At 65.9% G+C, this 26768-nt stretch carries 13 protein-coding genes and 1 pseudogene; 10 read left to right on the forward strand and 4 right to left on the reverse strand.

What is annotated here, in order from left to right:
• The first annotated feature begins 52 nt into the window (after window positions 1-52).
• Window positions 53-361 carry a nuclear transport factor 2 family protein gene (locus tag CH289_RS08795; protein WP_094727778.1) on the forward strand — a complete coding sequence of 103 codons (309 nt, stop codon included), beginning with the start codon at window positions 53-55 and terminating at the stop codon, window positions 359-361.
• 13 nt (window positions 362-374) lie between these two features.
• Here the strand turns inward: CH289_RS08795 and CH289_RS08800 are convergent, their stop codons facing one another.
• Window positions 375-566, reverse strand: coding sequence for a helix-turn-helix transcriptional regulator (locus CH289_RS08800; RefSeq protein ID WP_033189486.1), 192 nt, complete (start codon window positions 564-566; stop codon window positions 375-377).
• 1 nt (window position 567) lies between these two features.
• Window positions 568-972, reverse strand: coding sequence for a hypothetical protein (locus CH289_RS08805; RefSeq protein WP_256977088.1), 405 nt, complete (start codon window positions 970-972; stop codon window positions 568-570).
• 82 nt (window positions 973-1054) lie between these two features.
• On the opposite strand from CH289_RS08805, the gene CH289_RS08810 reads away from it, so the two are divergent.
• From CH289_RS08810 to CH289_RS08825, 4 genes are all read left to right on the forward strand, one after another.
• Window positions 1055-1390 carry a TfoX/Sxy family protein gene (locus CH289_RS08810; protein ID WP_094727780.1) on the forward strand — a complete coding sequence of 112 codons (336 nt, stop codon included), beginning with the start codon at window positions 1055-1057 and terminating at the stop codon, window positions 1388-1390.
• A gap of 40 nt (window positions 1391-1430) precedes the next feature.
• A complete protein-coding gene (locus tag CH289_RS08815) occupies window positions 1431-1949 on the forward strand; it encodes a TIGR04338 family metallohydrolase (RefSeq protein WP_094627647.1) in 519 nt (172 codons plus the stop codon).
• 17 nt (window positions 1950-1966) lie between these two features.
• Window positions 1967-2737 carry an LLM class F420-dependent oxidoreductase gene (locus CH289_RS08820; RefSeq protein ID WP_094727781.1) on the forward strand — a complete coding sequence of 257 codons (771 nt, stop codon included), beginning with the start codon at window positions 1967-1969 and terminating at the stop codon, window positions 2735-2737.
• Window positions 2738-2906: 169 nt separating this feature from the next.
• Window positions 2907-3515, forward strand: a complete 609-nt coding sequence (locus CH289_RS08825) for a class I SAM-dependent methyltransferase (protein WP_094727782.1) — start codon at window positions 2907-2909, stop codon at window positions 3513-3515.
• On the opposite strand, the gene CH289_RS08830 is transcribed toward CH289_RS08825, so the two are convergent.
• Together CH289_RS08830 and CH289_RS08835 are read right to left on the reverse strand one after the other, a co-directional pair.
• Window positions 3495-5381, reverse strand: a complete 1887-nt coding sequence (locus tag CH289_RS08830; protein WP_256977089.1) for an alpha/beta hydrolase family protein — start codon at window positions 5379-5381, stop codon at window positions 3495-3497. The genes CH289_RS08825 and CH289_RS08830 overlap by 21 nt on opposite strands.
• Before the next feature lie 20 nt (window positions 5382-5401).
• Complete coding sequence (locus tag CH289_RS08835; RefSeq protein WP_094709348.1) at window positions 5402-5983, reverse strand: hypothetical protein; 582 nt, start codon at window positions 5981-5983, stop codon at window positions 5402-5404.
• A gap of 221 nt (window positions 5984-6204) precedes the next feature.
• On the opposite strand from CH289_RS08835, the pseudogene CH289_RS28700 reads away from it, so the two are divergent.
• From CH289_RS28700 to CH289_RS08865, 5 genes and pseudogenes are all read left to right on the forward strand, one after another.
• Window positions 6205-7908 (forward strand): annotated as a pseudogene (locus tag CH289_RS28700) (ABC transporter substrate-binding protein/permease).
• 2 nt (window positions 7909-7910) lie between these two features.
• Complete coding sequence (locus CH289_RS08850; protein WP_037183875.1) at window positions 7911-8639, forward strand: amino acid ABC transporter ATP-binding protein; 729 nt, start codon at window positions 7911-7913, stop codon at window positions 8637-8639.
• Between the two features lie 93 nt (window positions 8640-8732).
• Window positions 8733-10775 (forward strand): PhoX family protein, encoded by a 2043-nt coding sequence (locus tag CH289_RS08855; protein WP_019665109.1) that lies wholly within the window; start codon window positions 8733-8735, stop codon window positions 10773-10775.
• Between the two features lie 297 nt (window positions 10776-11072).
• On the forward strand, window positions 11073-25745 hold the full coding sequence (locus CH289_RS08860) for a non-ribosomal peptide synthetase (RefSeq protein ID WP_094727784.1): 14673 nt from the start codon (window positions 11073-11075) through the stop codon (window positions 25743-25745).
• A 23-nt stretch (window positions 25746-25768) separates the two neighbouring features.
• Entirely contained in the window at window positions 25769-26743 is a 975-nt protein-coding gene (locus CH289_RS08865; RefSeq protein ID WP_033189479.1) for an alpha/beta hydrolase, read from the forward strand.
• The last annotated feature ends 25 nt before the right edge of the window (window positions 26744-26768 follow it).

Consider the following 26768-nt stretch of genomic DNA (forward strand, 5'->3'; position numbering starts at 1 on the left):
CATCCTGCCTGGGGTCGACTCTCCCGGTGGGGGAGGGTGGAGCCTGTCCGTCATGACATTCATCGACAGGTATTTCGAACTCGCCGCCGATTCCGATCTGGAGGCGTACTTTGCTCAGTTCCGTCCCGACGCCGTTGTCGAGGACGAGGGCCGGGAGCACCACGGCATCGACGAGATTCGCGCGTGGCGGACCGAGGTTCCCGACGTCACCTATCGTCCCCGGACGCCGACGGTGTCCGGGGACGGTCATGACGTGAAGGCGGAGATCGCAGGTGATTTCCCGGGCAGTCCCGTCACTTTGCGGTTCCATCTCGAGCTGGACGACGCCGAGAAGATTCGAGTTCTTCGCATTCGCCCGTAGGTCCGGTCCGGCGTCATTGCGGGTCGAAGATGTCCTCGATTCGGCATCGGAAGACCGCGGCTAGCTGGAATGCGACGGGCAGGCTCGGGTCGTAGCGTTCCTTCTCGATCGAGATGACGGTGAGCCGTGTGACGCCGATGCGGTCGGCGAGATCTGCTTGGGACCAACCGAGTTGGAGTCGTCGTCGTCGAACGTCGTTCTTCATCTCACGCGAGGGTTCGTCGGCGCTCGATCGCGTAGCGTGTCGTGCACGATGCGAGGGCGACGAGCAGCAGTCCGATCAACAGTGTCGCTGCCGGGACATCGATTCGACCGATGGACACTGCCGCGAGGCCGAGGCCGATCACGATGATCAGATCGGTAGCTGTTCCACTCAATGCTGCACTGAGCCAAGCGGATTCGACGTCGCCCTCGGACGGTCCCTGTTTCGGAATCGTCACCGGCGCCACCCAGAACAACCATCCGAGTGCGCCACACGCCGGGAGCGCACACAGTCCGAAGACCATCGCGGACAGCCCCGGCGCGACCGGGGACAGGAGCCAGGCCGCTGCGGCGACGAGCAGGGCTGCAGCAAGCCCGGTCGATCCGGAGTAGAACCAACGACGGGTCATGTCCATCCTCCGATGTATAGGAAGCTATACGTATAGCGGACTATACATCGACGGGGCGCCTCCCGCGTCCTAGTATCCGTCCATGGCGTACGACGCGGGATTGGCGGATCGGATCCGCGAAGCACTCGTCGACGAGCCGTCCGTCGTGGAGAAGAAAATGTTCGGCGGACTGCAGTTCATGGTCCGCGGCAAGATCGCCGTCGGTGCCCACTTCGACGGCGAACTGCTCGTCAAAACCGATCCCGCGCAGACGGAAGAACTGGTTTCTCGACGAGGAGCACGAGCCGCGGTCATGGGAGATCGCGACATGGGCAACGGCTGGATCACCGTCGACTCCGACGGTGTGGCCGGTGACGGTCTGGACTACTGGATCGGCGTTGCCCTGGAGTACAGCGAGCGCACCCACCCGCAGAGGTGAATCCGCCGGAACCGGACGTGAACGGTCGGTGGGCGGCATTATGATCGCGCCGGTGAAGACGAGGGACTCGCAGCGTTCCAAGGTGTACGAGGCGGAGACGATGGTCCGGCGCATGTTCGATCGCGCCGAGGAACACACTGTGCGGTCCGTGGAGATCCACGGCTCCACCATCACGCTGCCGGTGGAGCGGAAGTTCGCGTCGATCGAGTCCGTGCAGAGGTATGTCGATGCGGTTCTGGCGATGAACTGGGTGCAGGCCCGGTGGCCGCATGCGGACGGCGTCGTACATGTTCGTGAGCGGTCCGGCACCGGGGCGTCGCACTACGAACCGGACACTCAGACCATCGCCGTTCCGCTTCACCGCCGGAACGAGGCGTGGGCGCTGCGTGAACTGGTGGTTCTGCACGAGCTGGCGCATCACTTCGATCGCGCCGAGAACTCCTCGCACGGTGGAGAATTCGTGGATCTGTTCATCACTTTGGTCGGCGAGATCATCGGCCAGGAAGCCGGGTTCGTGCTGCGCGCGACGATGCTGGACTGCGGCGTCAGCATCGGATAGCGCGCATACTGGAGGTCATGACTGTGAAAATCGGCGTTCAGCTTCAGCCCCAGCACGCTCCCGACTACCAGCTCATCCGCGACGCGGTTCTCCGTTCCGAGGACGCAGGCGTCGACATCGTCTTCAACTGGGACCACTTCTATCCGCTGTACGGCGACCTCGACGGCGAGCATTTCGAGTGCTGGACCATGCTCGGCGCGTGGGCCGAGCAGACGTCGAACGTGGAGATCGGCGCCCTCGTCACCGGCGGCGGCTACCGCAACCCGGATCTGCTCGCCGATATGGCTCGCACCGTCGACCACATCAGTGGAGGTCGGCTTATCCTCGGCATCGGCGCCGGGTGGAATCAGAAGGACTACGACAACTTCGGTTACGAGTTCGGCACACCGGGTTCACGGCTGAAGCTCCTCGCCGAGTACCTGCCGCGCATCGTCGATCGTTTGAAGGCCGGCAACCCGGCGCCGACGCGCGACATCCCCATCCTCATCGGCGGCGGCGGTGAGAAGAAGACCCTCAAGCTCGTCGCTCAGTACGCACACATCTGGCACAGCTTCGCCGATCTCGACGAGTTGAAGCGCAAGTCCGGGATCCTCGCCGAGCACGGCGACACCGTCGGGCGCGACGTCAGCTCGATCGCCAGGTCCGTCGCCTGGCCGGGCGCGGACAAGGCTCAGGGCTTCGTCGACGCCGGGGCCACGTTGTTCACCGTCGGAACCAGTGGTCCCGACTACGACCTGACCGAGCTGAAAGAGGCCATCGCCTGGCGGAAATCCGCGAACGACGGCTAGAGCCCTTCATCGACAATTTTGCCATTTCGGCAAAGCTGATTGCCGAAATCCCGCAGGTGGGGCATGTTGGTCTCATGACGGAAATGGATGTGTTCTCGGCAAGTTCCGAGGCGGAGGTCTGCGAGATCGTGCTCGGCAGTGCTCGTCACGGATTCGAGGTGATCGGCCGATGATCATGGACGAGAAGTTCTGGGACGACATGCACTCGGGCAGCGGCTCAGGTTGGAGCGGCAATCCCAATCCGGTTCTCGTGCAGCAGGTCGCGGATCTGACGTCCGGGCGTGCGCTGGACATCGGCTGCGGGCAGGGCGACGATGCGAGATGGCTGGCGTCGAAAGGATGGACCGTCACGGCGTCGGACATCTCCTCCGTTGCTCTCGCTCGCGCCGCCGAGCGCGCGGAGGGCACCGGGGACATCACCTTCGTCCACGCGGACTACGTGGCCGAGGCACCGGCGGCCGCGGCATTCGACCTGGTGACATTGCATTACTTCGCGATCCCCAAGGCGAATCCCGCCGCGGCTCGCGCGATCGCCGACGCCGTCGCGCCGGGCGGGACTCTCCTCGTCGTGAATCACGACGTGGGTGCCGACCAGGAGTGGAACGGGATCAAGCCGTCGGACTTCTTCGAACCACACGGCATCGCTGAGCTCCTGGACGAGTCGTGGACGATCGAGGTCGACGAGACGCGACCTCGATCGACTGCGCCGCCCGCGGGGGCGCATCACACCCACGACACCGTTCTCCGGGCCCGTCGGCTACTTCGCCCGCCCGCCTAGGTGTTCGGCGAGGAACTTCTCGACCGCACGGTAGAACGTGATGTTGTTCTCCGGATTGACGAAGCCGTGCCCTTCGTCGTCGAAGACCAGGTAGTCGACCTCGACGCCCCTCGCTCGAAGCCGCTCGACGACGTTGTCCGATTCGGCCTTGACCACGCGGGCGTCGTTGGCGCCCTGGGCGATCATGAGCGGGCGGGTGACGTCGTCGAGCCGAGAAATCGGTGACCGAGCAAGCATGTCCGCTTCCTGCTCCGGGATCGCGGGGTCGCCGACGTACCGGTACCAGTTGTTGACCAGGCCCGGCCGTGCGAACGCCGGTTGTGTACGCATGAAGTTGGCGAGGTCGGAGACCCCGACGTAGTCGATCGATGCCGCGAACACCTCCGGCGTGAACGTGGCGCCCACGAGGGCCGCGTACCCGCCGTAGGACCCGCCCATGATGGCGACGCGGTCACGATCGGCGTAACCCTGGGCCACAGCCCATTCCACGCCGTCGACGAGATCGGTGTGCATCTTGCCCGCGAATTCACCGATCGCGGCCTGAGTGTGGGCTTTGCCGTATCCCGTCGATCCACGAAAGTTGATCTGCAGCACGGCATATCCGCGATTGGCGAGAAACTGCACACCCGGCGTGTACCTCCACGCGTCTCGGTACCACGGTCCACCGTGCACGAGAACGACCATCGGCAAGTTGGCCGGTTCGACACCCACGGGAAGCGTGAGGTACGACGGCAGAGGCAGTCCGTCGCGGGCCTCGATCGTCACCGGTGTCATGACCGCCATGTCACGCGGATCGAGGTGCGGATACGGCCGGAACAGCATCCGGCTCTCACCCGTCTCGTGGTCGTAGAAATACGTGACGTTGGGGTCACGGTCGTGGGTGAAACCGACCACCCATTTCTTGCCGGAATCATCGGAGGACAGGGCTCCCACGTCACCGTCGGACAATGCCTCCAGGTTCTTCAGGACCTCGGCGAAGTCCGCATCCACAGCGTGAATCACCTGGCGCTCGCCGAGGTACCGCACGCCGATGAGCTCACCCGTCGACCTGCTGAAGATCAGCGGCGAGCCACTCTGTTCGACAGCACGCCGAGACGCATCCAGCTCCATGCTCGGATGACTGTCGACGACGGTCTCCTCGCCCGTCTCCAGGTCGATGCGCGCGAGCACCGTCAGATCACTGTTCGTCACGGAGTCGATCAACACTCCCGTGCCGTCGGCTGTCGGGTGCGTCAGCGTCACGCCGTACGGATAATCGGACCCGTCGAAGGTCGTTACGTGGGTGACATCGTCGGATCCCGCGCGGCGACGGGAAACCTTCATGTGGCCCTGATCGGTGAACTCGGACAGCAGGAGGTCGCCTCCGACGCCTGCACTCCAGCCCGTCCCCGGTCCGGGGCTCTCGCCGATGACCGTCAATTCTCCTGTGGCGATCACCAATTCGTACAGATCGAACTCGGCGAGGCTCCGCGCGTTCATGGCGAGGGTGAACACGCCGTCCTTGTCGCGGGACTGTTCCAACGAGTACACCCGCGATCCGGGGAACGGGGTCAGGTCGACGGCGTCGGCCTCCGGGTCGTGCAGGTCGACGCGAAAGACGTGGTGGTTCTCGTCTCCACCGGAATCCTGAAGGTACAGAAGCCAGCGAGGATCATCCGTCCACCGATAGTCGAGCACACTTCGGACATCGTCGGCGGTGACACAGCGCGCTTCGGAGCCTTCCTCGAGGTCTTGGATCCACACGTTCAAACGGTTGCGCCACGGCGCGAGGTAGGCGATCCTGCTGCCGTCGGGGGAGATCGACGCCCCGGTGCGCTCGGGCGCGCCGAAGAAATCCTCGATCGAGATCAGGTCGGGTGCAGTCATGTCTTCTCCGTTTCCTTCGTTCACATCGATGTCCATATCGTTTCCATGTCGAGAATCTTGTTGTGCCGCAGCGTCAATGCGCGTTCCATCGCGGCGACGATCCCGGCGAACAACAAGACCGTGTTCGCCCACACCGGTAATTGAATCGGCGAGACGAACGTTCCGAAGCGTTCGGCCACCGCCGGGATTCCGGTCGCGATCTCCAGCGCGAACGGAACCGCCAGAACCAAGTTGACGATCAGAAGAACGATCGCCACCCACCCGATGACCCTGCTGACAACCGGGTGACGCTCGCCCAGGCGTCGGCGACGGTCTTCGAGCGTCCCTCGCACCGGCGTGAGCCTGCGCCCGACGCCGTCGCGTCTCGAGAAATGGACCCGGGTGACGCCGTAGAGCGACGCGGCGACGTCGATTCGGCCGTCGGCGACAGCGAACGACGCGGGCAGGTCCTGCGTCGATACGAGCCGCCCGTCCGCGTAGAGCTGAGCCGTGTCGCCGTCGGCGATGTCGACCTCGACCGTGAACCGAGTCCCGGCGAGGTCGAGCTCGTACAGGTACCTGTTCAGTACCTGCCACGGCCGCAACGGCGTCAACTTCCTCATGACTCCGAAGCCTTCCGGACCTGCTCGCGTCGGGGCAGTGCGCGCGGTCACCGGTTCTTGTTACAACGTCACGGATCGACGATGACGAATGTCATGGCGACGGGCGGAATACAACGCCGACGATGCGAGTTGGTTAACACGTTCGCAATCCGGGTACCGATCACCAGCTCAGGCACGTTAGCCTCAGTGGTCATCGAAACCATGCACCGAGGAGTTCTCTCTTGACCAGTCGACGTTTACGAGGCCGCGCCATCGCGGCTGTCGCTGCGGCGCTCGCACTCACGCTCGGGGCGGCAGCCTGCGGGGGCGACAACAGCTCGGGCGGGACAGGGGAGAACGCACTCGCCGGTTCCGACCAGCAGTCCCTCGACAAGTACACCACCGAGGACGTGACACCGCTCGATCAGATCGACACCGCGAACCTCGGCCTCATCAAGCCGGGAACGCTGTACGTCGGCACGCTGTCCGACGCCCCGCCGAACATCTTCATCGACGAGGCAGGCAACTTCACCGGCTTCGACAACGAGCTGCTGAAGGCCGTTGCTGCGAAGCTCGACCTGACCGTCGAGTTCTCCGCCACCGAGTTCTCCTCGCTGCTCGCAGCGGTCAACAACAAGGTGTACGACGCCGGATCCTCGTCGATCTCGACGACGGACGCCCGCCGCAACACCGTCGGGTTCACCAACGGTTACGACTTCGGTGAAATGGCGCTCGTCGCGAAGAACGACTACGCGGTCAAGACCATCGCCGAGCTGGACGACCAGCAGCGCATCGGTGTCGTGCAGGGCACGGTTCAGGACGACTACGTCACCAACACCCTCGGCATCGAGCCGGTTCGCTTCCCGGACTACAACACTGCGTACGCGAACGTGAAGTCCGGCCAGATCGACGCGTGGGTCGCTCCGTCGCAGCAGGCTTCGGGCCAGGTGAAGGCCGAGGACGGCGTCGCCATCCTGGAGAAGACGATCAACACCACCAACTTCACGGCGTTCGCTGTCGCGAAGGACAACCAGCCTCTCATCGACGCGCTGAACTCCGGCCTCGACGCTGTGGTGGCGGACGGTACCTGGAGCACCCTCGAGAAGGAGTGGTACCCGGACCGCGAGGTTCCGGCGGACTGGAAGCCGGGCAGCAAGGCATCCACCCCTCCGGCGAACTAGAACATGAGCACACTGTCGAATCTGTACGACACGTTCTTCGACTGGGAACTCATCTGGGACACCGTTCCCAAACTGATCACCGTCGGATTGCCGAACACCCTCATCTTGGCGGCGTCGTCGGGGGTCATCGGTACGGTGATCGGGCTCGGGCTGGCGGTGGCGGGTATCTCCCGCACCCGCTGGCTCCGGTGGCCGGCGCGGGTGTACACGGACATCTTCCGTGGCTTGCCCGCGGCGGTCGTCATTCTTCTCATAGGCCTCGGATTCGGGCCGACGCTGACCGAGTACACCGGCAGCCGCAGCCCGTTTCCGCTCGGCATCCTGGCGCTGTCGCTCATGGCGGCGGCGTACTTCGGCGAGATCTTCCGCTCCGGCATTCAGAGCGTCGATTCCGGTCAGCTCGAGGCGTCACGGGCTCTGGGCTTCAGCTACCGGAAATCGATGACGCTCGTCGTGGTTCCCCAAGGCATCCGCCGCGTCCTGCCCGCGATCGTCAATCAGTTCATCTCGCTGATCAAGGACAGTTCGCTGATCTACTTCCTCGGCTTGCTCGCGTCGCAACGTGAGTTGTTCCGAGTCGGTCAGGACACCGCCGCGCAGACCGGCAACCTGTCACCGTTGCTCGCGGCAGGCGTGTTCTATCTGTTCCTGACGATTCCGCTGACCCACCTGGTCAACTTCATCGACAAGCGGCTGCGATCGGGCAAGGCCGACACATCGGGAACGTTGGATCCGGTGGAAAAGATCATCGCGGTGGAGAGGTAGTCATGTCTTCGGTTTCATTGACCGGCACCGATATTCACCTCGCGTTCGGTACCAACAAGGTGCTGCGCGGAGTCAACATCCATGTCGACGCAGGCAAGACCACGACGGTCATCGGCCCGTCCGGTTCCGGAAAGTCCACGCTGCTGCGTGCACTCAACCGTCTGCACGAGCCGGACCAGGGCGACATCCTGCTCGCCGGCAAGTCGGTACTGAAGGACAATCCGGACGACCTCCGTCAACGGATCGGCATGGTCTTCCAGCACTTCAACCTGTTCCCGCACAAGACCGTTGCCGAGAACATCGCACTCGCGCCCCGCAAGCTGAAAGGCCTGTCGAAGGACGCGGCACGGGCCGCGGCGCTCGAACAGCTCGAGCTCGTCGGACTGTCCGCGAAGGCCGATTCGCGCCCCGGCAACCTTTCCGGAGGCCAGCAGCAGCGTGTGGCGATCGCCCGAGCTCTGGCCATGAAGCCGGAGGTCATGTTCTTCGACGAGGCGACCTCCGCATTGGACCCGGAGCTGGTCAAGGGCGTCCTCGCCCTGATGTCCGACCTCGCGTCCGGCGGCATGACCATGGTCGTCGTGACGCACGAGATGGGCTTCGCCCGTTCGGTGTCCAACAAGGTTCTGTTCATGGACCACGGCAGTGCCGTCGAAACCGGAACTCCTGATCAGCTGTTCGACGATCCGCACACCGATCGTCTCAAGCAGTTCCTGTCCCAGGTTCTGTAGCCCTGTGCGAATGGAAGTTAGGTAAGGCTCGTTGGTCGTGACTTCACCATCACGTTCCTTTACCTTCGCTTTTGACTGACACTCTCCCCGTTCATGAAGCTTCTCCCAATTCTCTCGGTTCATGACGGCAGTTCCTCGCGATCGAACCTGACGTGCAAGTACAAGTGCGGAGACGCGTGCTTCCACGAGGTCCCGAACACGTCGAAGGGCCAGTACTTCGGCGACATCGTCAAGACGGCGATGTCGAGGCGTGGAGTGCTGCGCGGCGGCGCGATGGCCGTCGTCGCGGTCGGTGCCGGTGGTGTTCTCGCTGCCTGCAGCACGGACGAGCCTGCAGCTACCGGTTCTGCCGGGGCGACGGACACCCCGCCCGTCGACGGCGTCGACTTCACCGCTGTCGCGCCCAACACCGAAGACGCCGTCGTCGTCCCCGAGGGGTACGAGCAGGGCATCATCATTCGGTGGGGCGACCCTGTGCTCGAGGGTGCGCCGGAGTTCGACTTCGACAACCAGACCGCAGCCGCACAGGCCATGCAGTTCGGTTTCAACAACGACTTCGCGGGTCTGCTACCCATCGAGGGAACCCCGAACGCGTACTTGCTGGTGGTCAACCACGAGTACACCACCGAGCCGTTTCTGTTCAAGGGATACGACGAGGAGAACCCGACGCGCGAGCAGTTCGACATCGCGCTTGCCGCACATGGCCTTTCGGTCCTGCAGGTGAACGGTGAGTCCGGTTCGGGCAAGCTGACTCCGGCGTTCAGCCAGTACAACCGTCGTATCACCGGTACCACCGAATTCGTCATCACCGGCCCCGCCGCGGGCAGCGATTTCCTCAAGACCTCCGTCGACCCGACCGGAACCAAGGCGTTCGGCACGTTCAACAACTGTTCCGGTGGCCTGACGCCGTGGGGGACGGTGCTCTCGGGTGAAGAGAACATCAACCAGTACTTCGGCAACGCGGAGTCGGTCACCGATCCCGTCGTCGCCGAGCGTCTCGCGCGCTACGGCATCGAAGGAGCCGCGAGCGATCGCAAGTGGGAGCGCTTCGACAAGCGATTCGACATCGCGCAGGAACCCAACGAGGTCAACCGATTCGGCTACGTCGTCGAGGTCGATCCGTGGGATCCGAACTCCACTCCGATCAAGCACACCGCTCTGGGCCGTTTCAAGCACGAGGCCGCGACGATCTACGTCACCGACGACGGCACGGTCGTCGCCTACAGCGGTGACGACGAGCGATTCGACTACATGTACAAGTTCGTGTCCAGTCGAAAGATGATGTCCGGCAACGGGCAGGCCGCCATGAGGCACAATCGAACCATCCTCGACGCGGGCACGCTGTACGTCGCCGTGCTCACGGGCGATGCACCCGACGCCATCGACGGCAGCGGAACCCTTCCGCCGTCGGGCAAGTTCGCCGGCAAGGGTGAGTGGATTCCGCTGCTTCGCACCGGTGAGGACGGACGAGGAGAGTCCCTCGTCGACGGCATGTCCGCCGAGGAGGTCGCGATCTTCACCCGCCAGGCAGGCGACAAGGTCGGGGCCACGAAGATGGACCGCCCGGAGGACTTCGAGCCCAACCCGGTCACCGGCAAGGTGTACGTGGCGCTGACCAACAACACCAACCGCGGCACCGAGGGCAAAGCCGCTGCCGACGAAGCGAACCCGCGCAACAAGAACAAGAACGGTCAGGTCCTCGAACTGGAAGACGACCACGCAGGCACCACCTTCGTGTGGAATCTGCTCATCGTCGCGGGAGACCCGAACGAGGCGGACACCTACTTCGGCGGTTTCGACAAGAGCCAGGTCAGCCCGATCTCCTGCCCGGACAACCTCGCGTTCGACTCCAAGGGCAACCTGTGGGTCTCGACGGACGGCAACGCTCTCGAATCCAACGACGGCCTGTTCGCGGTGGTCCTCGACGGCGATCGCCGCGGCGAGACCCGGCAGTTCCTGACGGTCCCTGCGGGCGGTGAGACCTGTGGTCCGATCATCCAGGACGAGCGCGTCGTCGTCGCCGTGCAGCACCCCGGTGAGTTCGACGAGGCGTCTGCTGACAACCCCATGTCGCACTGGCCCGACGGTGGCGATTCCCAGCCCCGTCCCTCGATGGTGGCGGTCTGGAAGGTCTAGCTACCCGGAACTCGTACAGCACGATTCGCGGAAGGCGCGCACAGCCCACAGGGCTGTGCGCGCCTTCCGCTTTGTTAGGTCTCATTCAAAAAATTGGCTGTATCTGTGAATTCTCTTCACAGTCCCGGCCAGGGGCGAGGTTCGGTTGACCTTGGGTAACGGTTGTGTAAACCTCGAATTCTCAGACCTAGCGGGTGGGACCTTCGTCACAGAGCGAGCGGCGTTTCGGGGCAGCGCACGCCACGTCCGGTTCCGAGCCTCCGCCAACCACGCTCCTTCGACCGAGAGAGCACTACTGTGGATTCGGCTGATTCAGTTGCGCTGAGCAGGACCGACACCGGGCACACTGTGACGTCCGCGCCGTTCCCGCTCACTGCTGCACAACGCGGGCTGTGGTTCGCCCAGCACTTGATGCCGGACGTTCCGATCACCATCGCGAACTACATCGACGTCCACGGCGAACTCGACGGTGACTTGATGCGTGGGGCGGTGGAGCAGGCTGCGGCCGAGCTCGGTGCGGGCTCGCTACGCCTGGTGGAAATCGACGGTGAACCACACCAGTACATCGACAAGTCGACCCGACACGAGTCGACGGATCTCGATTTCACTCAGGAACCCGACCCCGAGGCCGCGGCGATCGATTGGATGCAGGCCGCCTACTCCCGACCCATCGACATCATCGAGGGCCCGCTGATCCGAGCTGCGACGCTGCGCGTCGGCGCCGATCGAACGTTCTGGTACTCGCACGTCCATCACATCGCTCTCGACGGGTACGGCGCGGTCCGGCTGATGAACCGTGCCGCGGAGATCTACACGGCGGTTCAGGCCGGTGAGTCGCCGTCGGTCTCGAAGGCGGGCGCACTCGAGGACGTCTACGCAGCCGAGGACGACTACCGCTCTTCGTCGCGCTTCGACAAGGACCGCGAGTACTGGCGGGAGAAGACGAGTGCGCTGCCGGCTCCGGTGTCGCCGTCGGGCATCGTCGCCCCACCGGCACCGCGGTCGCGGATCTGCGGGGAGCCGCTACCGGAGACTCTCGAGAAGGCACTCACCCGCGCCGCGGACAGGCTCGGATCGGCGTTCGCACCGTTGGCCGTGTCCGCGGTCGCTGCGTTCCTGTCCCGTCTGACCGGCAACGACGACATCGTTCTGTCGCTGCCCGTTGCCGGACGCACGACGGCGGTGCTGCGACGCTCCGGCGGCATGGTGTCCAACGTCCTCCCGATCCGTGTGCGCATCGTGCCGGGGACGACCGTCGCGAGCCTCGTCGACGCTGTGCAGCTGGAACTGACCGGTGCTCTGCGGCATCAGCGTTACCGCGCCGAGGACATTCGACGCGACGCCGGTGCCAGCCAGGAGCATCGCGGGTTCTTCGGTACCGCCATCAACATCATGGCGTACGAACGTCAGGTGCAATTCGGGCGCGAAACGGGATATTTCAACGTCCTGTCCACGGGCCCGGTCGAGGATCTGTCGGTCAACATCTACCCACCTGTCGACGGCGGTGGCTCCCGTATCGACTTCGAGGCCAACCCCAACGTCTACAGCGCCGAGGCGACCGAGGACCTGTACCGCCGCTTCGTCCGGCTTCTCGCGCAGTTCCTCCACAGCGATCCGGACTTCGCTGTCACCGATCTCGACCTCCTCGATGACGCGGAGATCGACGCCGTGGTCCCCGCGCGCGGCGGACCGGATGCACCACCGATGCTGCTTCCGGACATCCTCGCGGCCGGTGTGGCACGGAACCCGGACGGAATCGCTCTCGTCGACGGCACCACCGAACTCTCCTACACCGAACTCGATCGGCGCAGCAACACCATCGCCCGGGCGCTGATCGCCCGCGGCGCGGGTCCGGACTCGGTGGTGGCCGTCGCGCTTCCGCGTTCCATCGACTCGGTGGTCGCGTTCTGGGCCGCCGCGAAGTCGGGTGCGGCCTTCGTGCCGATCGATCCGACGTATCCGCCCGAGCGGATCGGCCACATGGTCACCGATTCCGGTGTCCTGGTGGGCCTCAGCACCACAGCGTTGGCGGACTCTCTTCCCGACGCCGTGCACTGGCTCGGGATGGACGACCCGGGCTTCGCCGGCGAGCTCGGGACACGCTCCGACGCACCGATCTCCGACGCGGACAGGCGGTCTCGACTCGGTCTCGACCACACGGCCTACATGATCTACACGTCGGGATCGACGGGGACACCGAAAGGCGTGCTCGTCGGCCACCGCGGTCTGTCCGTGTTCACCGCCGCTCAGCGCCCGGAACTCGCCCTGACGACGGACTCCCGTGTCCTGCGGTTCTCGTCGGCCAGTTTCGACGCCTCGGTGTTCGAGATGCTCGCCGCGTTCGGGGCCGGTGCCACGATGGTCGTCGCGCCTGCGGATGTTCACGGCGGCAGCGAACTGACGGAGCTGCTCACGCAGCACGCCGTCACACACATCGTCACTGCTCCTGCATTGCTGTCCACCGTCGAGGTGGAGAAGGTCGAGTCTTTGACGTCCGTCGTCGTCGGCGGTGACGTCTGCCCCCCGGACCTGGTGGACAGGCTGCGGTCGCGAGCAGAGCTGCGGAACAGCTACGGCCCTACCGAATCGACCATCGTGATCACGATGACCGAACCCCAGAAGGATCCGCGGGCGATCACCATCGGCCGGCCCTTGCAGGGTGCGACCGCCGTGGTGCTCGATCGGTGGCTTCGACCCGTACCGGTCGGCTCGAGTGGTGAACTCTACGTCGGCGGACCAGGTCTGGCCCGCGGCTACCACAACCGTGAGGGGTTGACGTCGACCCGCTTCGTCGCGGATCCGTACGGCTCGGGTCAGCGCCTGTACCGCACCGGAGACGTGGTTCGGTGGCGTGTATCGGACACAGTGGGTGTGGATCTGGAGTTCCTCGGCCGCAGCGACTTCCAGGTGCAGCTTCACGGCCTGCGTATCGAACTCGGCGAAGTCGACGCCGTTCTGTCCTGGCATCAGTCCGTGGACTTCGTCGTCTCGACGGTGGCCCGACGCGGCGACCGATCCACCCTCGTCGCCTACGTCAAGACCAAGGCCGGTCACGAGTTCGATCGCGACGCCCTCATCGCATTGGCATCGGAATTCCTTCCCCGGCAGTCGGTTCCCTCCCTTCTGGTCGAGATCGACTCGGTTCCGATCACACCGTCGGGCAAGGTAGATCGATCTGCTCTGCCGGATCCGCTCGCCCACGTCGAAGCCGCGCCGTTCCGCGCCGCGAGCGATCCTGTCCAACAGATCATCGCCGACGCGATGGCGGAGGTGCTCGGCAAGGACTCCGTCGGCGTCGACGACTCGTTCTTCGCTCTCGGCGGCGACAGTATCGTTGCCATTCAACTTGTTTCGCGCGCCAAGGCATCCGGGGTGGTGTTCACACCGCGGGACGTCTTCGAGCGTCGCACGGTCGCCGGCCTCGCCGACGCCGCAGTCAGCGACGCCGACCGAGTCCGGCTCGAGGAACTGCCCGGCGGCGGGGTCGGTGACCTGCCGCTGCTGCCCATCGCCGCGAGCGTCCTGGCGCGGGCCGAGCAGCCGACGGACCTCGACAACTTTCATCAAGCTCTCGTGCTGGTCGCGCCGTCCGATCTGAACACCGAGGATCTGGTGGCCGCGCTGGCCGTGCTGATCGATCACCACGATGCGTTGCGGGCACGGCTCGTCGACGACGGTCTCGTGGTTGGGCCCACCGGATCCGTGGATGCTGCGGCCTTGGTGTCGACGGAGTGCTCGGCTGTGGATTCGGGGGGCGAATCAGGGACCGATCTCGAGGGCATCATTGCTCGCGCCGGTGCGCGGCTGCGGCCGCGGGATGCCGTGATGCTCCAGGTGGTTCACGTCACCGACCCCGACTGCCCGCGGATCGTGCTGGTCGCCCATCACCTGGTCGTCGACGGTGTGTCGTGGCGGATTCTGCTCCCGGATCTCGTCACGGCCTACGCGCTGCGCGAGTCCGGACCGACCCTCCAGCCGGTGGAGACCTCGTTCCGCCGGTGGGCTCATGCTGTCGACGACCTCCCGTCGCACGGGGCCGACGCGTGGCGCGCACTGTTGAGCGGTGACAACGCCCTGCTCGGGTCACGTCCACTGGACGCACGGGACACCGGGGCCACGACCCAGGTCGCCCAACTGGCCGTGTCGTCCGACATCACTCAGGCGCTGTTGGAACAACTGCCGAACCGCTATCGGATGGGTCCCGAGGACGCACTGCTCGCCTCCCTGGCGGTGGCCCTTCGGACGTGGAGGGGCCAGGCGTCGCACCTGGTCTCGATCGAAAGCCATGGCCGCGACACCGATTCGATTGCCGGTGCGGATCTCACCAGGACCGTCGGGTGGTTCACCTCCACGCACCCGGTGCGTATCGACGCGCCGTCCGGTCCCGATGCCGCTTCGGTCGTCAAGGCGGTCAAGGAACAGCTGCGGAGCATTCCCACCGAACCGCAGATGTTCGGGCTCCTTTCGGCGCGTGATGAATTCGCCGATTCGCCCGCGCCGCGGATCAGCTTCAATTATCTGGGCAAGGTGCCGGGGGGAACGCCGGATCAACCGTGGAAACCGGACCTGACCGTCGGCAACGACGTCGGGAGCGGGTCTGCCCTGCGTACCGCGTACGAGCTGGACATCAACGCACTGGTACGCGGCGGCTCGTTGATCGTCCGCATCGCTTTCCCGACGGGTGTGCTCGACGCCGCGGATGTCCGCCGTCTCACCGATCTGTGGTCCGATGCCATCACCGAGCTCGCAGAGCACGGCCGGGCCGAGGGCGTGGGGGAGTTGACACCGAGCGACGTTCCACTGGTGACCGTCGACCAGGCTCGACTGAATCTGTGGCACAGCGAATTCGGGAACGTCTCCGACGTGTGGCCGCTCACCCCGTTGCAGCGGGGACTGATGTTCCACGCCGATCTGATGCGCGACGGGGTGGATCCGTACACCGCGCAGATCGTCTTCGATCTGGACGGCGTCGTCGACGGAGACCGTCTGCGTCGTGCCGCGCAGCGCCTGCTGGATCGTCACGAGAACCTGCGGACCGCGTTCGTGCACGACGCTGCGGGGCTCCCCGTCCAGCTGGTGGTCGACGACGTGGCCGTCCCGTGGCAGGAAGTGCGGACGGACGATGTCGCTGCGACCATCGCGGCGGAACGCGGCCGTCGCTTCCACCTCGGTGACGCACCGCTCATCCGGTTCGCCCTGGTGCACGGGCCCGCCAGCACGCGCTTGGTGGTCACCAACCATCACATCCTGTTCGACGGCTGGTCCATGCCGATCTTGATCAAGGAGCTCCTGGTCCTCTACGCAGCCGACACGCAGATCGGGATTCCGGTCCGTCGGTACCGGGACTTCCTGGCGTGGTCGAGTGCTCGTCGCTCCGACTCGGATGTCGACCGCTGGGCCGCGCACCTCGCAGGCGTCGACGGCCCGACGTTGCTCGCGGGCCCACACGTTCCCAGCGGTCGGTTGCCGGAGGACGTCGACGTTCGCATCGACGGCTCCGTCCTGGCGTCGATCGCACGTGCGTCGAACGTCACCGTCAACACCGTGGTGCAGGCCGCGTGGTCGATCGTGCTGTCCACCGTCCTCTCGCGCGACGACGTCGTGTTCGGTGCCACCGTGTCCGGCAGGCCAGGTGATCTCCTCGGTGCCACCGAGATGCTGGGGCTGTTCATCAACACACTGCCGCTCCGCGTCTCGATCGACGTGCAGGACACCGTCGAATCGCTGACCGAGCGGGTTCAGCGCGAGCAGGTGGAACTGTTGGACGTCCACCACGTCGGACTCGCCGACATCCACGCGGCGGCCGGGCGGAGCGCGGACTTCGACACCCTCGTGGTGTTCGAGTCCTACCCCGTCGATCACAGCGCACTCGACGCCGCGACCGACATCGCGGGCATGGCGGTCCGCGGTATCGACGTCTCCGATTCCACGCACTATCCGCTCACTCTGGTGACCGTGCTCGAGCCGACTCCGACGATGACGTTGCGCTTCTCGCCCGACGCCTTCTCCCGCGGTCAGGTGGCGACGTTCGCCGACCGTCTCCAGCGGGCCATCCGGGCCATGGCCGAGCGGCCCGAGGGGCGCGTTCTGGACATCGACGTGCTCGGCGAACTGGAGCGTCAGGCCGTCACGTCGGACTGGGTGGCGACCGAGGTCGACTGCGGCACGGACACTCTCGTGGATCTGCTCGGCCGGTCCTCGACGGTGTACGGCTCGTCCACGTGCGTGGTGTACGACGGCCACTCGTTGACCTACGACAACTTCGCCGCCCGCGTGCACTGCCTGGCGCGCTACTTGATCCGGTGCGGAATCGGCGCCGAGTCCATTGTCGCGGTGTCCCTACCGAGGTCGATGGACCAGCTCGTGGCGATCCATGCCGTCGTGCATGCCGGTGCGGCGTATCTGCCGCTCGACGACACCTTGCCCGCGTCGCGTATCGCCTACATGGTCGATACTGCCTCTCCTGCACTGATTCTCGGCACCGATATCGAGACATCGGTGCCCTGTGCAGACCCGCGCACCCTGGATCTGTCGGCGTTCGCCACCGGTCCCATCGCCCAGCACGAGCGCCCCACACCGGTTCGCCCGGGCAACACCGCGTACGTCCTGTTCACCTCCGGCTCGACCGGACGACCCAAGGGCGTCGCGGTCTCGCACGCGGCCATCGTCAATCGGTTGCTGTGGATGCAGGACACCTACCCGTTGGACACGTCCGACGCCGTCCTGCACAAGACCCCGGCCACGTTCGACGTGTCGGTGTGGGAACTGTTCTGGCCCCACATCACCGGGGCGAGGACGGTCATCGCCGAACCCGGTGGCCATCGCGATCCCAAGTACCTCTCGCGCCTCGTACGAGACGAGTCGGTCACCACCGCCCATTTCGTGCCGTCGATGCTCGACCTGTACCTCGACCACGGCGATCACGAGGACACCGGTTCACTGCGCCGGATCTTCGCCAGCGGTGAAGCGTTGAGCCGCCGAACCGTGCAGCGTTCCCACAGCACTCTGACCGCCGAACTGCACAATCTCTACGGTCCCACCGAGGCCGCCGTCGACGTCACCTACCACCGCACCGACGCCGCCGAGACCGGGCCGGTACCCATCGGGGTTCCGGTCTGGAACACCGGAGTCCGAGTGTTGGACCACGCGCTGCGGATCGTCCCGATCGGAGCTGTCGGTGAGCTCTACCTCTCCGGTGTGCAACTGGCACGCGGCTACACCGACAGAGCAGCCCTGACCTCCGAACGGTTCGTCGCCGACCCGCACGGCGACGGTCGGCTGTACCGGACGGGCGACCTCGTCCGCTGGACCCTCGACGGTGAGCTGCACTATCTGGGCCGCAACGACTTCCAGGTCAAGCTTCGCGGTCAGCGCCTCGAACTCGGTGAGATCGACGAAGCCCTGTTGCGCGCCGAAGGTGTCACGGCTGTCGTGGTCACCGTCCACGGCGAGGGGACCTCGGAGAAGCTGGTCGCCTACGTCTGCGGTGACGCCGAGACCGATGCCGTCCGGGCACACGCCGACGGCGAACTACCCGCGTTCATGGTTCCCACGGTGTACGTGCCACTGGCTCGTCTTCCCCTGGGCCGCAACGGAAAACTCGATCGGAGTGCGTTGCCCGAGCCGTCCGTCGGCCAGGCCGAGCACGTCGCACCCGACGGTGCAGCCGAGACGGCCGTCGCGCAGATCTTCGCCGACGTGCTGGGAGTCGACGGTGTCGGTGTGACGGCGAGCTGGTTCGAACTCGGCGGCAACTCACTGACCGCCACGCAGGTGGTAGCGCGCATGAACGCGGAACTGCAGGGCGATCTCGGTGTCCGGGACCTGTTCGAGGAACCGACCGTGCGCGGCCTGACGACACGGCTGAACCGCTTCTCTCGCAACGGCGGTGGTGGTCCCGCGCTCGTCCGTCGGGATCGGCCGGCGCACGTTCCACTCGCCCCCAATCAGCACCGGATGTGGCTGCTCAATCGGTTCGACCCGGCGTCCGGTGCGTACAACATCGCCGGCGCCGTCCGGCTGACCGGTGTGCTCGACGCCGAGGCGCTCGTCGAGTCGGTGTTCGATGTCGTCGATCGTCACGAAGCGCTCCGAACGTTCTACCCCGACTCCGAGTCAGGGAAGACCACGGCGACGGACGGCCCACGTCAGGTCGTCGTCGACTCGGATTTTCTCGATGTGAGCATCACGACCACGACCGAGGCCGGGTTGCCGGGCGCCGTGGCCGGGCTCGCGGTCCGCGGTTTCGACGTCACCGAACGACCACCCGTGCGCGCGGCGATTCTGCGTCTCGCCGCAGACGATCACGTGCTCGTCGTCGTCACCCATCACATCGCGGCCGACGGATGGTCCATGCGGCCCCTGGCACGTGACGTGATGATCGCGTACACCGCACGTGCCGCAACAACTGCACACCGAAGTTCGACACCCCGAAGTTCAACACCCCGAAGTTCAACACCTCCGTGGCCGGCCCTCGAGGTTCAGTACACCGACTACGCGCTGTGGAAGATCGAGTCGCTCGGTTCCGAGCAGGATCCGGAATCCGTCGCTGCGCGTCAATTGTCCTTCTGGCGAGGGGAACTCGCCGGTGTCGCCGATCACCTGCCGCTACCGATCGATCGGCCTCGCCCGCCGACCGCGTCGCATCGAGGCGAGACGGTCACGTTCGCGGTGGCCCCCGACACCCGACGCGCACTGACCGAGCTTGCCCGGCACTCCGGTGCGACCGAGTTCATGGTTCTCCATGCAGCGTTGGCGATCATGCTCGCGAGAGTGTCCGGGACGTCCGACATCACCGTCGGAACACCGGTGGCAGGCCGTGGAGAACGCGCTCTGGACGATCTCGTCGGAATGTTCGTCGGCACGCTGACTCTGAGGTCGGACGTGGATCCGGCCGCACCGTTCACCGATCTGCTCGCGTCGGTACGCGACCGGGATCTGGCCGCCTACGGCAACGCCGACATCCCCTTCGATCGTGTCGTCGAGGAGCTCACCCCCGTCCGGTCCACCGCGCATCATCCGCTGTTCCAGGTGATGCTGTCGCTGGAGGATCCGGTACCGACGGTCGAGCTGCCCGAGCTGACGGTCGCACCTCTCGCTCCGGTGGGCGCCGTGGCGAAGTTCGATCTGCAGCTGGCGTTCGAGTCGGAAGATCTGACGGGAACCCTGACCTACGCAACGGATCTCTTCGACGCCGGTACCGCTCGGTCCTTCGCCGAGCTGTTCCGGACGGTCCTCGACGCGGTGGTCGCCGATCCTCGAACGATCGTCGGAGACATCGACCTGGTGTCCGTCGATCCGCTTCGCGGTACGCCGTCACTGCGACACCGCACCCTGCCCGACGCACTGTCCGCAGCCGTCGTCTCGTCCGCCGGCGGTACCGCGGTGGTCTCCGGCTCCGTCTCCATCGACTATCCGGCGCTCGACGACGCCTCGACCCGCATCGCCCGTCAGCTCATCGCGCGCGGAGCGGGCCCCGAGACCGCGGTGGCGATCGCGCTGCCGCGCGGAATCACCGCGATGACGATGCTGTGGGCGGTGGCCAAGACCGGCGCCGCGTTCGTGCCCGTCGACCCGCGCTACCCGCACGACCGGATTCTGCACATCATCACCGATTCCGGCGCACGGCTTGGCATTTCGGACATGAACGGTATCTCGGAAACATACGGAAGCTTCGGTTCGGAGTCGGTCGGTGTCGACTGGATTCATCCCGACGAACTCGACCCGACGCTCGGTTCGGCGTTTCCGATCACCGACCGCGAACGCAACGCCGCACTGAGCCCCCACCATCCGGCCTACGTCATCTACACCTCCGGGTCCACCGGAACACCGAAAGGTGTGTCGGTCACCCACGCCGGGTTCGCCGACCTCGGCGCAGAACTGGTCGAGCGCCTCGGTCTCCACAGAACCAGTCGAACACTGCATTTCGCGTCACCCAGCTTCGACGCGTCGATCCTCGAACTACTCCTCGCGATCGGCAGCGGCAGCACGATGCACATCGCCGATCCCCAGATCTACGGTGGCGCCGAGCTCGCAGCGGCTCTCGACGGCGTCACCCACGCCTTCCTGACGCCCGCTGCTGCCGCAACGATCGATCCGCCGTCGGTACCGGACCTGCGTGTCCTCGTCGTCGGCGGGGAAGCATGCGGTCCCGATCTGATCTCCACCTGGGCCGATCGGGTCTCGTTGTTCAACGCGTACGGACCGACGGAAAGCACCGTCGTCGCGACGATGTCCGATCCGATGACAGTCGGTGCGCCGATCCGAATCGGAGCACCCACCCGAGGAATCGACGCGTACGTGCTCGACGCGCGCCTGCACCCGGTACCGACGGGAGTCGTCGGCGAGCTCTACCTCGGCGGCGGCGCACTCGCCCGCGGATACCACGCACACCCGGCGACGACGGCGGCGTCCTTCGTCGCCAACCCGTTCGACCCGCGCGGGCATCGGCTGTACCGCACCGGCGATCAGGTGCGGCGCGTCGGAGACGCCCTCGAGTACCACGGGCGCATCGACCACCAGGTCAAGATCCGCGGATTCCGCATCGAACTCGGTGAGGTCGACGCCGTCCTGACCCGCCACCCCGGCGTCGAACAGTCGGTGTCGATCGTGCACGCCGACAGCGTGGTGAGTTACGTCGTCGTCTCCGACGCAGTGTCGGGAGGACATGCGGAGCCATCCGAGCTCGTCGAGCACGCTCGGCGGTCGCTGCCGGCTCACATGGTGCCGCAGGCCGTCACGATCATCGACGAGGTGCCGCGCACGCCGACCGGCAAGACCGACCGGACCGCACTGCCGGCACCGGTGTTCGCGACCCGTGAGTTTCTCGCTCCTCGAACGCCCACGGAAACGGTGGTGTCCGAGGTGTTCGGGGCGGTGTTCGGCGCCGCACGCGTCGGTGTCGACGACGACTTCTTCGACCTCGGAGGCAATTCGCTCGTCGCCACGCGGGTCATGGCGCACGTCAACGAGCGGGTTGGCCGGGCACTGCCGGTGCGCGCGCTGTTCGAGGCTCCGACGCCTGCGCAGCTGGCCGTGGTCGTCGACGCCTCGGAATCGTCGGCGCTGCCTGCGCTGCGTCCAGGACCGCGGCCCGAGGTGATCCCGCTGTCCGCGGCGCAACGCCGAATGTGGTTGTTGAACCAGGCCGAACCGGCTTCGGCGGCCTACAACATCGCGTTCGCCGTGAGATTGAGCGGAGAACTCGATGCGGATGCCTTGGCCGCAGCCGTGCGTGACGTACTCGATCGGCACGAGTCACTTCGGACCGTCTACCCCGTCTCCGGCGACCCACATCAGGTGATCCTTCCGGCCGACGACGTCGAACTCGATCTCGCTCCGCAGGACATCGACGAATCGGCCGTTCTGGCCTCGGCTGCAGCGGTCCTCAATCGCGGATTCGACGTGACAGCAGCAGTACCGCTGCGCGGCAGTGTTCTTCGCACATCCCCGACCGACTACGTACTGCTTCTCGTCGTTCACCACATCGCTGCGGACGGGCTGTCCATGGGCCCGCTCGCCCGAGACGTCGTCACCGCGTACGCGGCCCGCACACACGGCGCGCCGGCGCCGTGGGAACCGCTGCCGGTGCAGTACGCGGACTTCGCGCTGTGGCAGGCGAACGTTCTGGGTTCCGCGGACGATCCCGAGTCCGTCCTGTCCACGCAGCTCGACTACTGGCGTACCCGGCTGGACGGCCTTCCCGACGTGCTGGATCTGCCCACGGACCGGCCGCGGCCTGCTGTCTCGTCCCAACGCGGGGCCGAGGTGGCGTTCGATATCGGCCCGGCCGTCGCGTCGGCGATCAGGTCGCTTGCCCATCGCCACAGTGCCTCGGTGTTCATGGTCGCCGGCGCCGCTTACGCAGTCCTGCTGGCCCGGTTGTCCGGTACCACCGACATCCCGATCGGCACCACCGTGGCGGGTCGAAGCGCAGGTAGCCTCGACGACGTCGTCGGCATGTTCGTCGGAACCGTCGTTCTGCGCAACGAGATTCGGCCGGGGGAAAGCTTCGCCGATCTCCTCGACAGGGTGCGCAGCACCAACCTCGAAGCCCTGGAGAATGCCGACGTCCCGTTCGAGCAGGTCGTGGAGACACTGCGGCCGACACGCGCGACATCCCACTCCCCGCTGTTCCAGGCGCTGCTGGCGTTCGAACCGGATCGTCCGTCGACGCTCGAACTGCCCGGCCTCACGGTCTCGGAATTTCCGTACGAATCCGGCGTCACGCGATTCGATCTCGCTCTGACGCTGCGGGAAACAGCAGACGGCCTCGGTGGTTCGCTGCGCTACAGCACCGACCTGTTCGACGCCGCCACCATCGAGGGCTTCGTGGACCGGTTCACGCGGATTCTTACGGCAGCAGTGGAGAACCCGGCGCAGGCCGTCGGCGACATCGACATCCTCGCACCGTTCGAACGCGAACCCGTCCGCGGCCCGGACGCGGTCAGCCCCCGTACCCTCACGCAGTTGATCGGACAGGCCGTCGCGCAGAATCCCGACGGGGTCGCGATCCGCTGGAACGGGGAGGATCACACCTACCGCGAGGCCGACGACGCGTCGACCCGATTGGCTCGGGTACTGCTGGGATACGGAATCGGCCCCGAGACCGTCGTCGCGATCGGGCTTCCCCGCTCGGTGGATTCGGTTCTGACCGTGTGGGCCGTGACGAAGACCGGCGCCGCGTACGTGCCCGTCGACCCCGCATATCCTCAGGATCGACTGCAGCACATGGTCTCCGATTCCGGTGCGGTCATGGGCATCACGCTCACCTCGCACCGCAGTGCGCTGCCGGGCGACATCACCTGGCTCGAAATCGACGACCCGGAGATCCGCAGCGAAGTGGAGCGGGCACCGCGGCACCCCGTCGCAGCGGAAGAGCTGAACGGCGTCGCCGGACTCGACAGTGCGGCGTACATGATCTACACCTCCGGTTCCACCGGCCTGCCCAAGGGCGTCGTCGTCTCGCACCGGGGACTCGCGAACCTCGCCGAGTCCAGGCGCGAGGTGCACCGCATCGAACAGTCGTCGCGGTTCCTGCACAACACCTCACCGAGTTTCGACATGGCCGTCGGGGAAATGGTGTCCGCCCTGTCCGCAGCCGCAACACTGGTGGTGTCCCCACCGGAGATTCTGGGCGGCGAAGAACTGGCCGCGTTCCTGCGCGACGAGTCCGTCACACACACGCTGACGACTCCATCCACCCTGTCCACGCTCGATCCGAGCGACCTGGACACCGTGCAGGTCGTCTGCGTCGGCGGCGAGGCGTGCAGCCCCGAGCTGATCGCCCGGTGGGCGCCGGGCCGAATCATGGTGAACGGCTACGGACCCACGGAAGCCACGGACATATCGACACTCGGCGAGATCACCGCCGACGCCCCGATCGACATCGGCAGGCCTGTCGCGGGCCTCGTCGCTCACGTTCTCGACGGACGCCTCCACCCGGTGCCCGACGGCGTCCCCGGCGAGCTGTACGTCGGCGGCCCCGCCGTCGCACGTGGCTATCACGGCCGGCCAGGGCTGACGTCGACACGATTCCTCGCAGATCCGATCAGCGGCGGCCGCATGTACCGGACCGGGGACATCGTCCGCCGCACACCCGACGGTCGGCTCCGGTACAGCGGGCGCAGCGACACACAGATCAAGATCCGCGGGTTCCGCATCGAGCTCGGTGAGATCGACGCCGCACTGTCGACTCACCCCGGCGTCGACTTCGCGGTGACCGTCGGCCACGGCATGCCGTCGGGCGAGACGGTGCTCGTGTCCTACATCCTCGGCGACCGAGACGCGGTGCAGGGTGACGCGGTGCAGGGTGACGCACTTCGGAGCTACCTACGGAAACGGCTTCCCGGATACATGATTCCGGCGTCCGTCACATATCTGACGACCGTCCCCCGCACACCGACCGGAAAGCTCGACGCCGGTGCGCTTCCACCACCCGACTTCGGCCGCGACACCGGCCCGAACAGACTCCCGTCCACGGCGACCGAACGGCTCGTCACAGAAGCATTCTCGGAGGTACTGGCAGTGAACGACATCTCGGTGACAGACGACTTCTTCGACCGAGGCGGGTCCTCGCTCACGGCGATGCGTGTGCTCAGCAAGCTGAGGGCATCGACCGGCACGGCTCTGTCCCTGCAGGCACTGCTCGCCGAACCCACGCCGGAATCGATTGCGACACTCCTGGACTCCGGATCCGACGGCAGCTCGTCGTTCGACGTGGTGTTCCCGATCCGCACCACAGGCGACGGGGTACCACTGTTCTGCATCCACCCGATCGTCGGACTGTCCTGGTGCTACAACGGACTCGACAAGTACACCGACCGGCCGATCTACGGCATCCAGACCCCAGCGCCGTCCGACCTGCCGAACAGCCTGGACGCCCTCGCACAGCGCTACATCGACGAAATCGAGAAGATCCTCCCGGACGGCCCCTACCACCTGCTCGGATGGTCACTCGGCGGAACGATCGCCCACGCCATGGCCGTCCGCCTCCGGGCCCAGGGCAAAACCGTCGGATCCCTGGTGCTGCTGGACAGCCATGCAGTACAGAACCAGGACGTCTGGGAGACAGAGCTTCCCGCCGCGGACCTGCTCGACGCCGTCGGAATCACCATGCCCGGTATCGACGGATTCGGACCGGGCGGGGGGCAGCGCATCCGCCTCGATTCGCTCCCGTCGCTTGTCGCGGGATCGGGCATCATCGAGACGCACGAGGTGGAACGGCTGATCGCTGCCGCACGACACAACCACGAGTTGGCCGTCGGGCACACCCCCGGCGTCTACGACGGTGACGTCCTGTTCGTCAGCGCCGGGCACGAGGAACTGCACGGACTCGCGACGTGGCACCCGTACGTGACCGGCGATATCTCGAACTTCTCGGTGTCGCACACGCATTGGCAGATGACGTCGCCGTCGGCGCTACGCGCTGTCGGTCCGCTCGTGGCACGGCACCTCGAGGTCGGCGCGTGAGGGTGTCTCTCCGTCGGGCCCTCGTGGTCACCGCCGCCGCACTCCTGCTGGGACCGACCTCGGTCGCCGTCGCCCAACCGGAGACGCCCGGGGCGGTGAGCTCCGTCGACCACATCGACAAGATCAGCGATCGACGGTGGGACGTGCACGTCTACTCACCGTCGATGGATCGCGTGATCCCACTGCAGGTCCTCCGACCCGCGGACACCTCGGCACCGCGGCCGACGCTGTACATGCTCAACGGAGCCGGCGGCGGCGAGGACGGCGCGAACTGGCTGAAGCAGACCGACATGCCGGAGTTCTTCGCGGACAAGAACGTCAACGTCGTCATCCCCGTCGGCGGTTACCTCAGCTACTACACCGACTGGGAGCACGACGACCCCGGACTCGGGCGGAACAAGTGGCAGACCTTCCTGACCGAGGAATTGCCTCCCGTCCTCGACGACGCACTCGGGGCCAACGGCGTCAACGCGATCGGCGGCTTGTCCATGTCCGCCGGCAGCGTCCTCGATCTCGCGATCCAGGCACCCGGCCTCTACCGCGGGGTGGCGTCGTACAGCGGGTGTGCGCAGACGTCGGATCCAGTGGCACGCAATTTCATTCGCACTCTCATCGCCGTACGCGGCAAGGGCGACACCGACAACATGTGGGGTCCCGACGGTGATCCTCGCTGGGTCGAGCACGACCCGTACGTCAACGCCGAGGGGCTGCGCGGTCTGGAACTGTTCGTCTCCAACGCAACCGGTCTTCCCGGCCCGCACGAGATGCCGAACGCCGTACGCCCGGTCGGTTCACCCCCACTGCAGGAGCAGATTCTGCTGGGCGGGGTGATCGAAGCCGTCGCCAACGGGTGCGCCGAACGGCTGCAGCAGCGGCTCGGCGAACTGGGTATTCCAGCGCAGTTCGACCTGGGACATCCAGGAACGCACTCGTGGCTGTACTGGCAGGACGCTCTCCGTGCATCCTGGCCGACCCTGGAGCGCGCGCTGGCCGGCTGACGCCTTTTCACGTGCAAAATTTATA

This window comes from Rhodococcus sp. RS1C4, from assembly GCF_002258225.1.
GTDB classification, from domain to species: domain Bacteria; phylum Actinomycetota; class Actinomycetes; order Mycobacteriales; family Mycobacteriaceae; genus Rhodococcoides; species Rhodococcoides fascians_E.

What these genes read in the sequence shown, in the direction of transcription:
- CH289_RS08795 (WP_094727778.1), top strand. Translation starts at nt 53, where the DNA reads ATGACATTCATCGACAGGTATTTCGAACTCGCCGCCGATTCCGATCTG.
- CH289_RS08800 (WP_033189486.1), bottom strand. Translation starts at nt 566, where the DNA reads ATGAAGAACGACGTTCGACGACGACGACTCCAACTCGGTTGGTCCCAA.
- CH289_RS08805 (WP_256977088.1), bottom strand. Translation starts at nt 972, where the DNA reads ATGACCCGTCGTTGGTTCTACTCCGGATCGACCGGGCTTGCTGCAGCC.
- CH289_RS08810 (WP_094727780.1), top strand. Translation starts at nt 1,055, where the DNA reads ATGGCGTACGACGCGGGATTGGCGGATCGGATCCGCGAAGCACTCGTC.
- CH289_RS08815 (WP_094627647.1), top strand. Translation starts at nt 1,431, where the DNA reads ATGATCGCGCCGGTGAAGACGAGGGACTCGCAGCGTTCCAAGGTGTAC.
- CH289_RS08820 (WP_094727781.1), top strand. Translation starts at nt 1,967, where the DNA reads ATGACTGTGAAAATCGGCGTTCAGCTTCAGCCCCAGCACGCTCCCGAC.
- CH289_RS08825 (WP_094727782.1), top strand. Translation starts at nt 2,907, where the DNA reads ATGATCATGGACGAGAAGTTCTGGGACGACATGCACTCGGGCAGCGGC.
- CH289_RS08830 (WP_256977089.1), bottom strand. Translation starts at nt 5,381, where the DNA reads ATGACTGCACCCGACCTGATCTCGATCGAGGATTTCTTCGGCGCGCCC.
- CH289_RS08835 (WP_094709348.1), bottom strand. Translation starts at nt 5,983, where the DNA reads ATGAGGAAGTTGACGCCGTTGCGGCCGTGGCAGGTACTGAACAGGTAC.
- CH289_RS08850 (WP_037183875.1), top strand. Translation starts at nt 7,911, where the DNA reads ATGTCTTCGGTTTCATTGACCGGCACCGATATTCACCTCGCGTTCGGT.
- CH289_RS08855 (WP_019665109.1), top strand. Translation starts at nt 8,733, where the DNA reads ATGAAGCTTCTCCCAATTCTCTCGGTTCATGACGGCAGTTCCTCGCGA.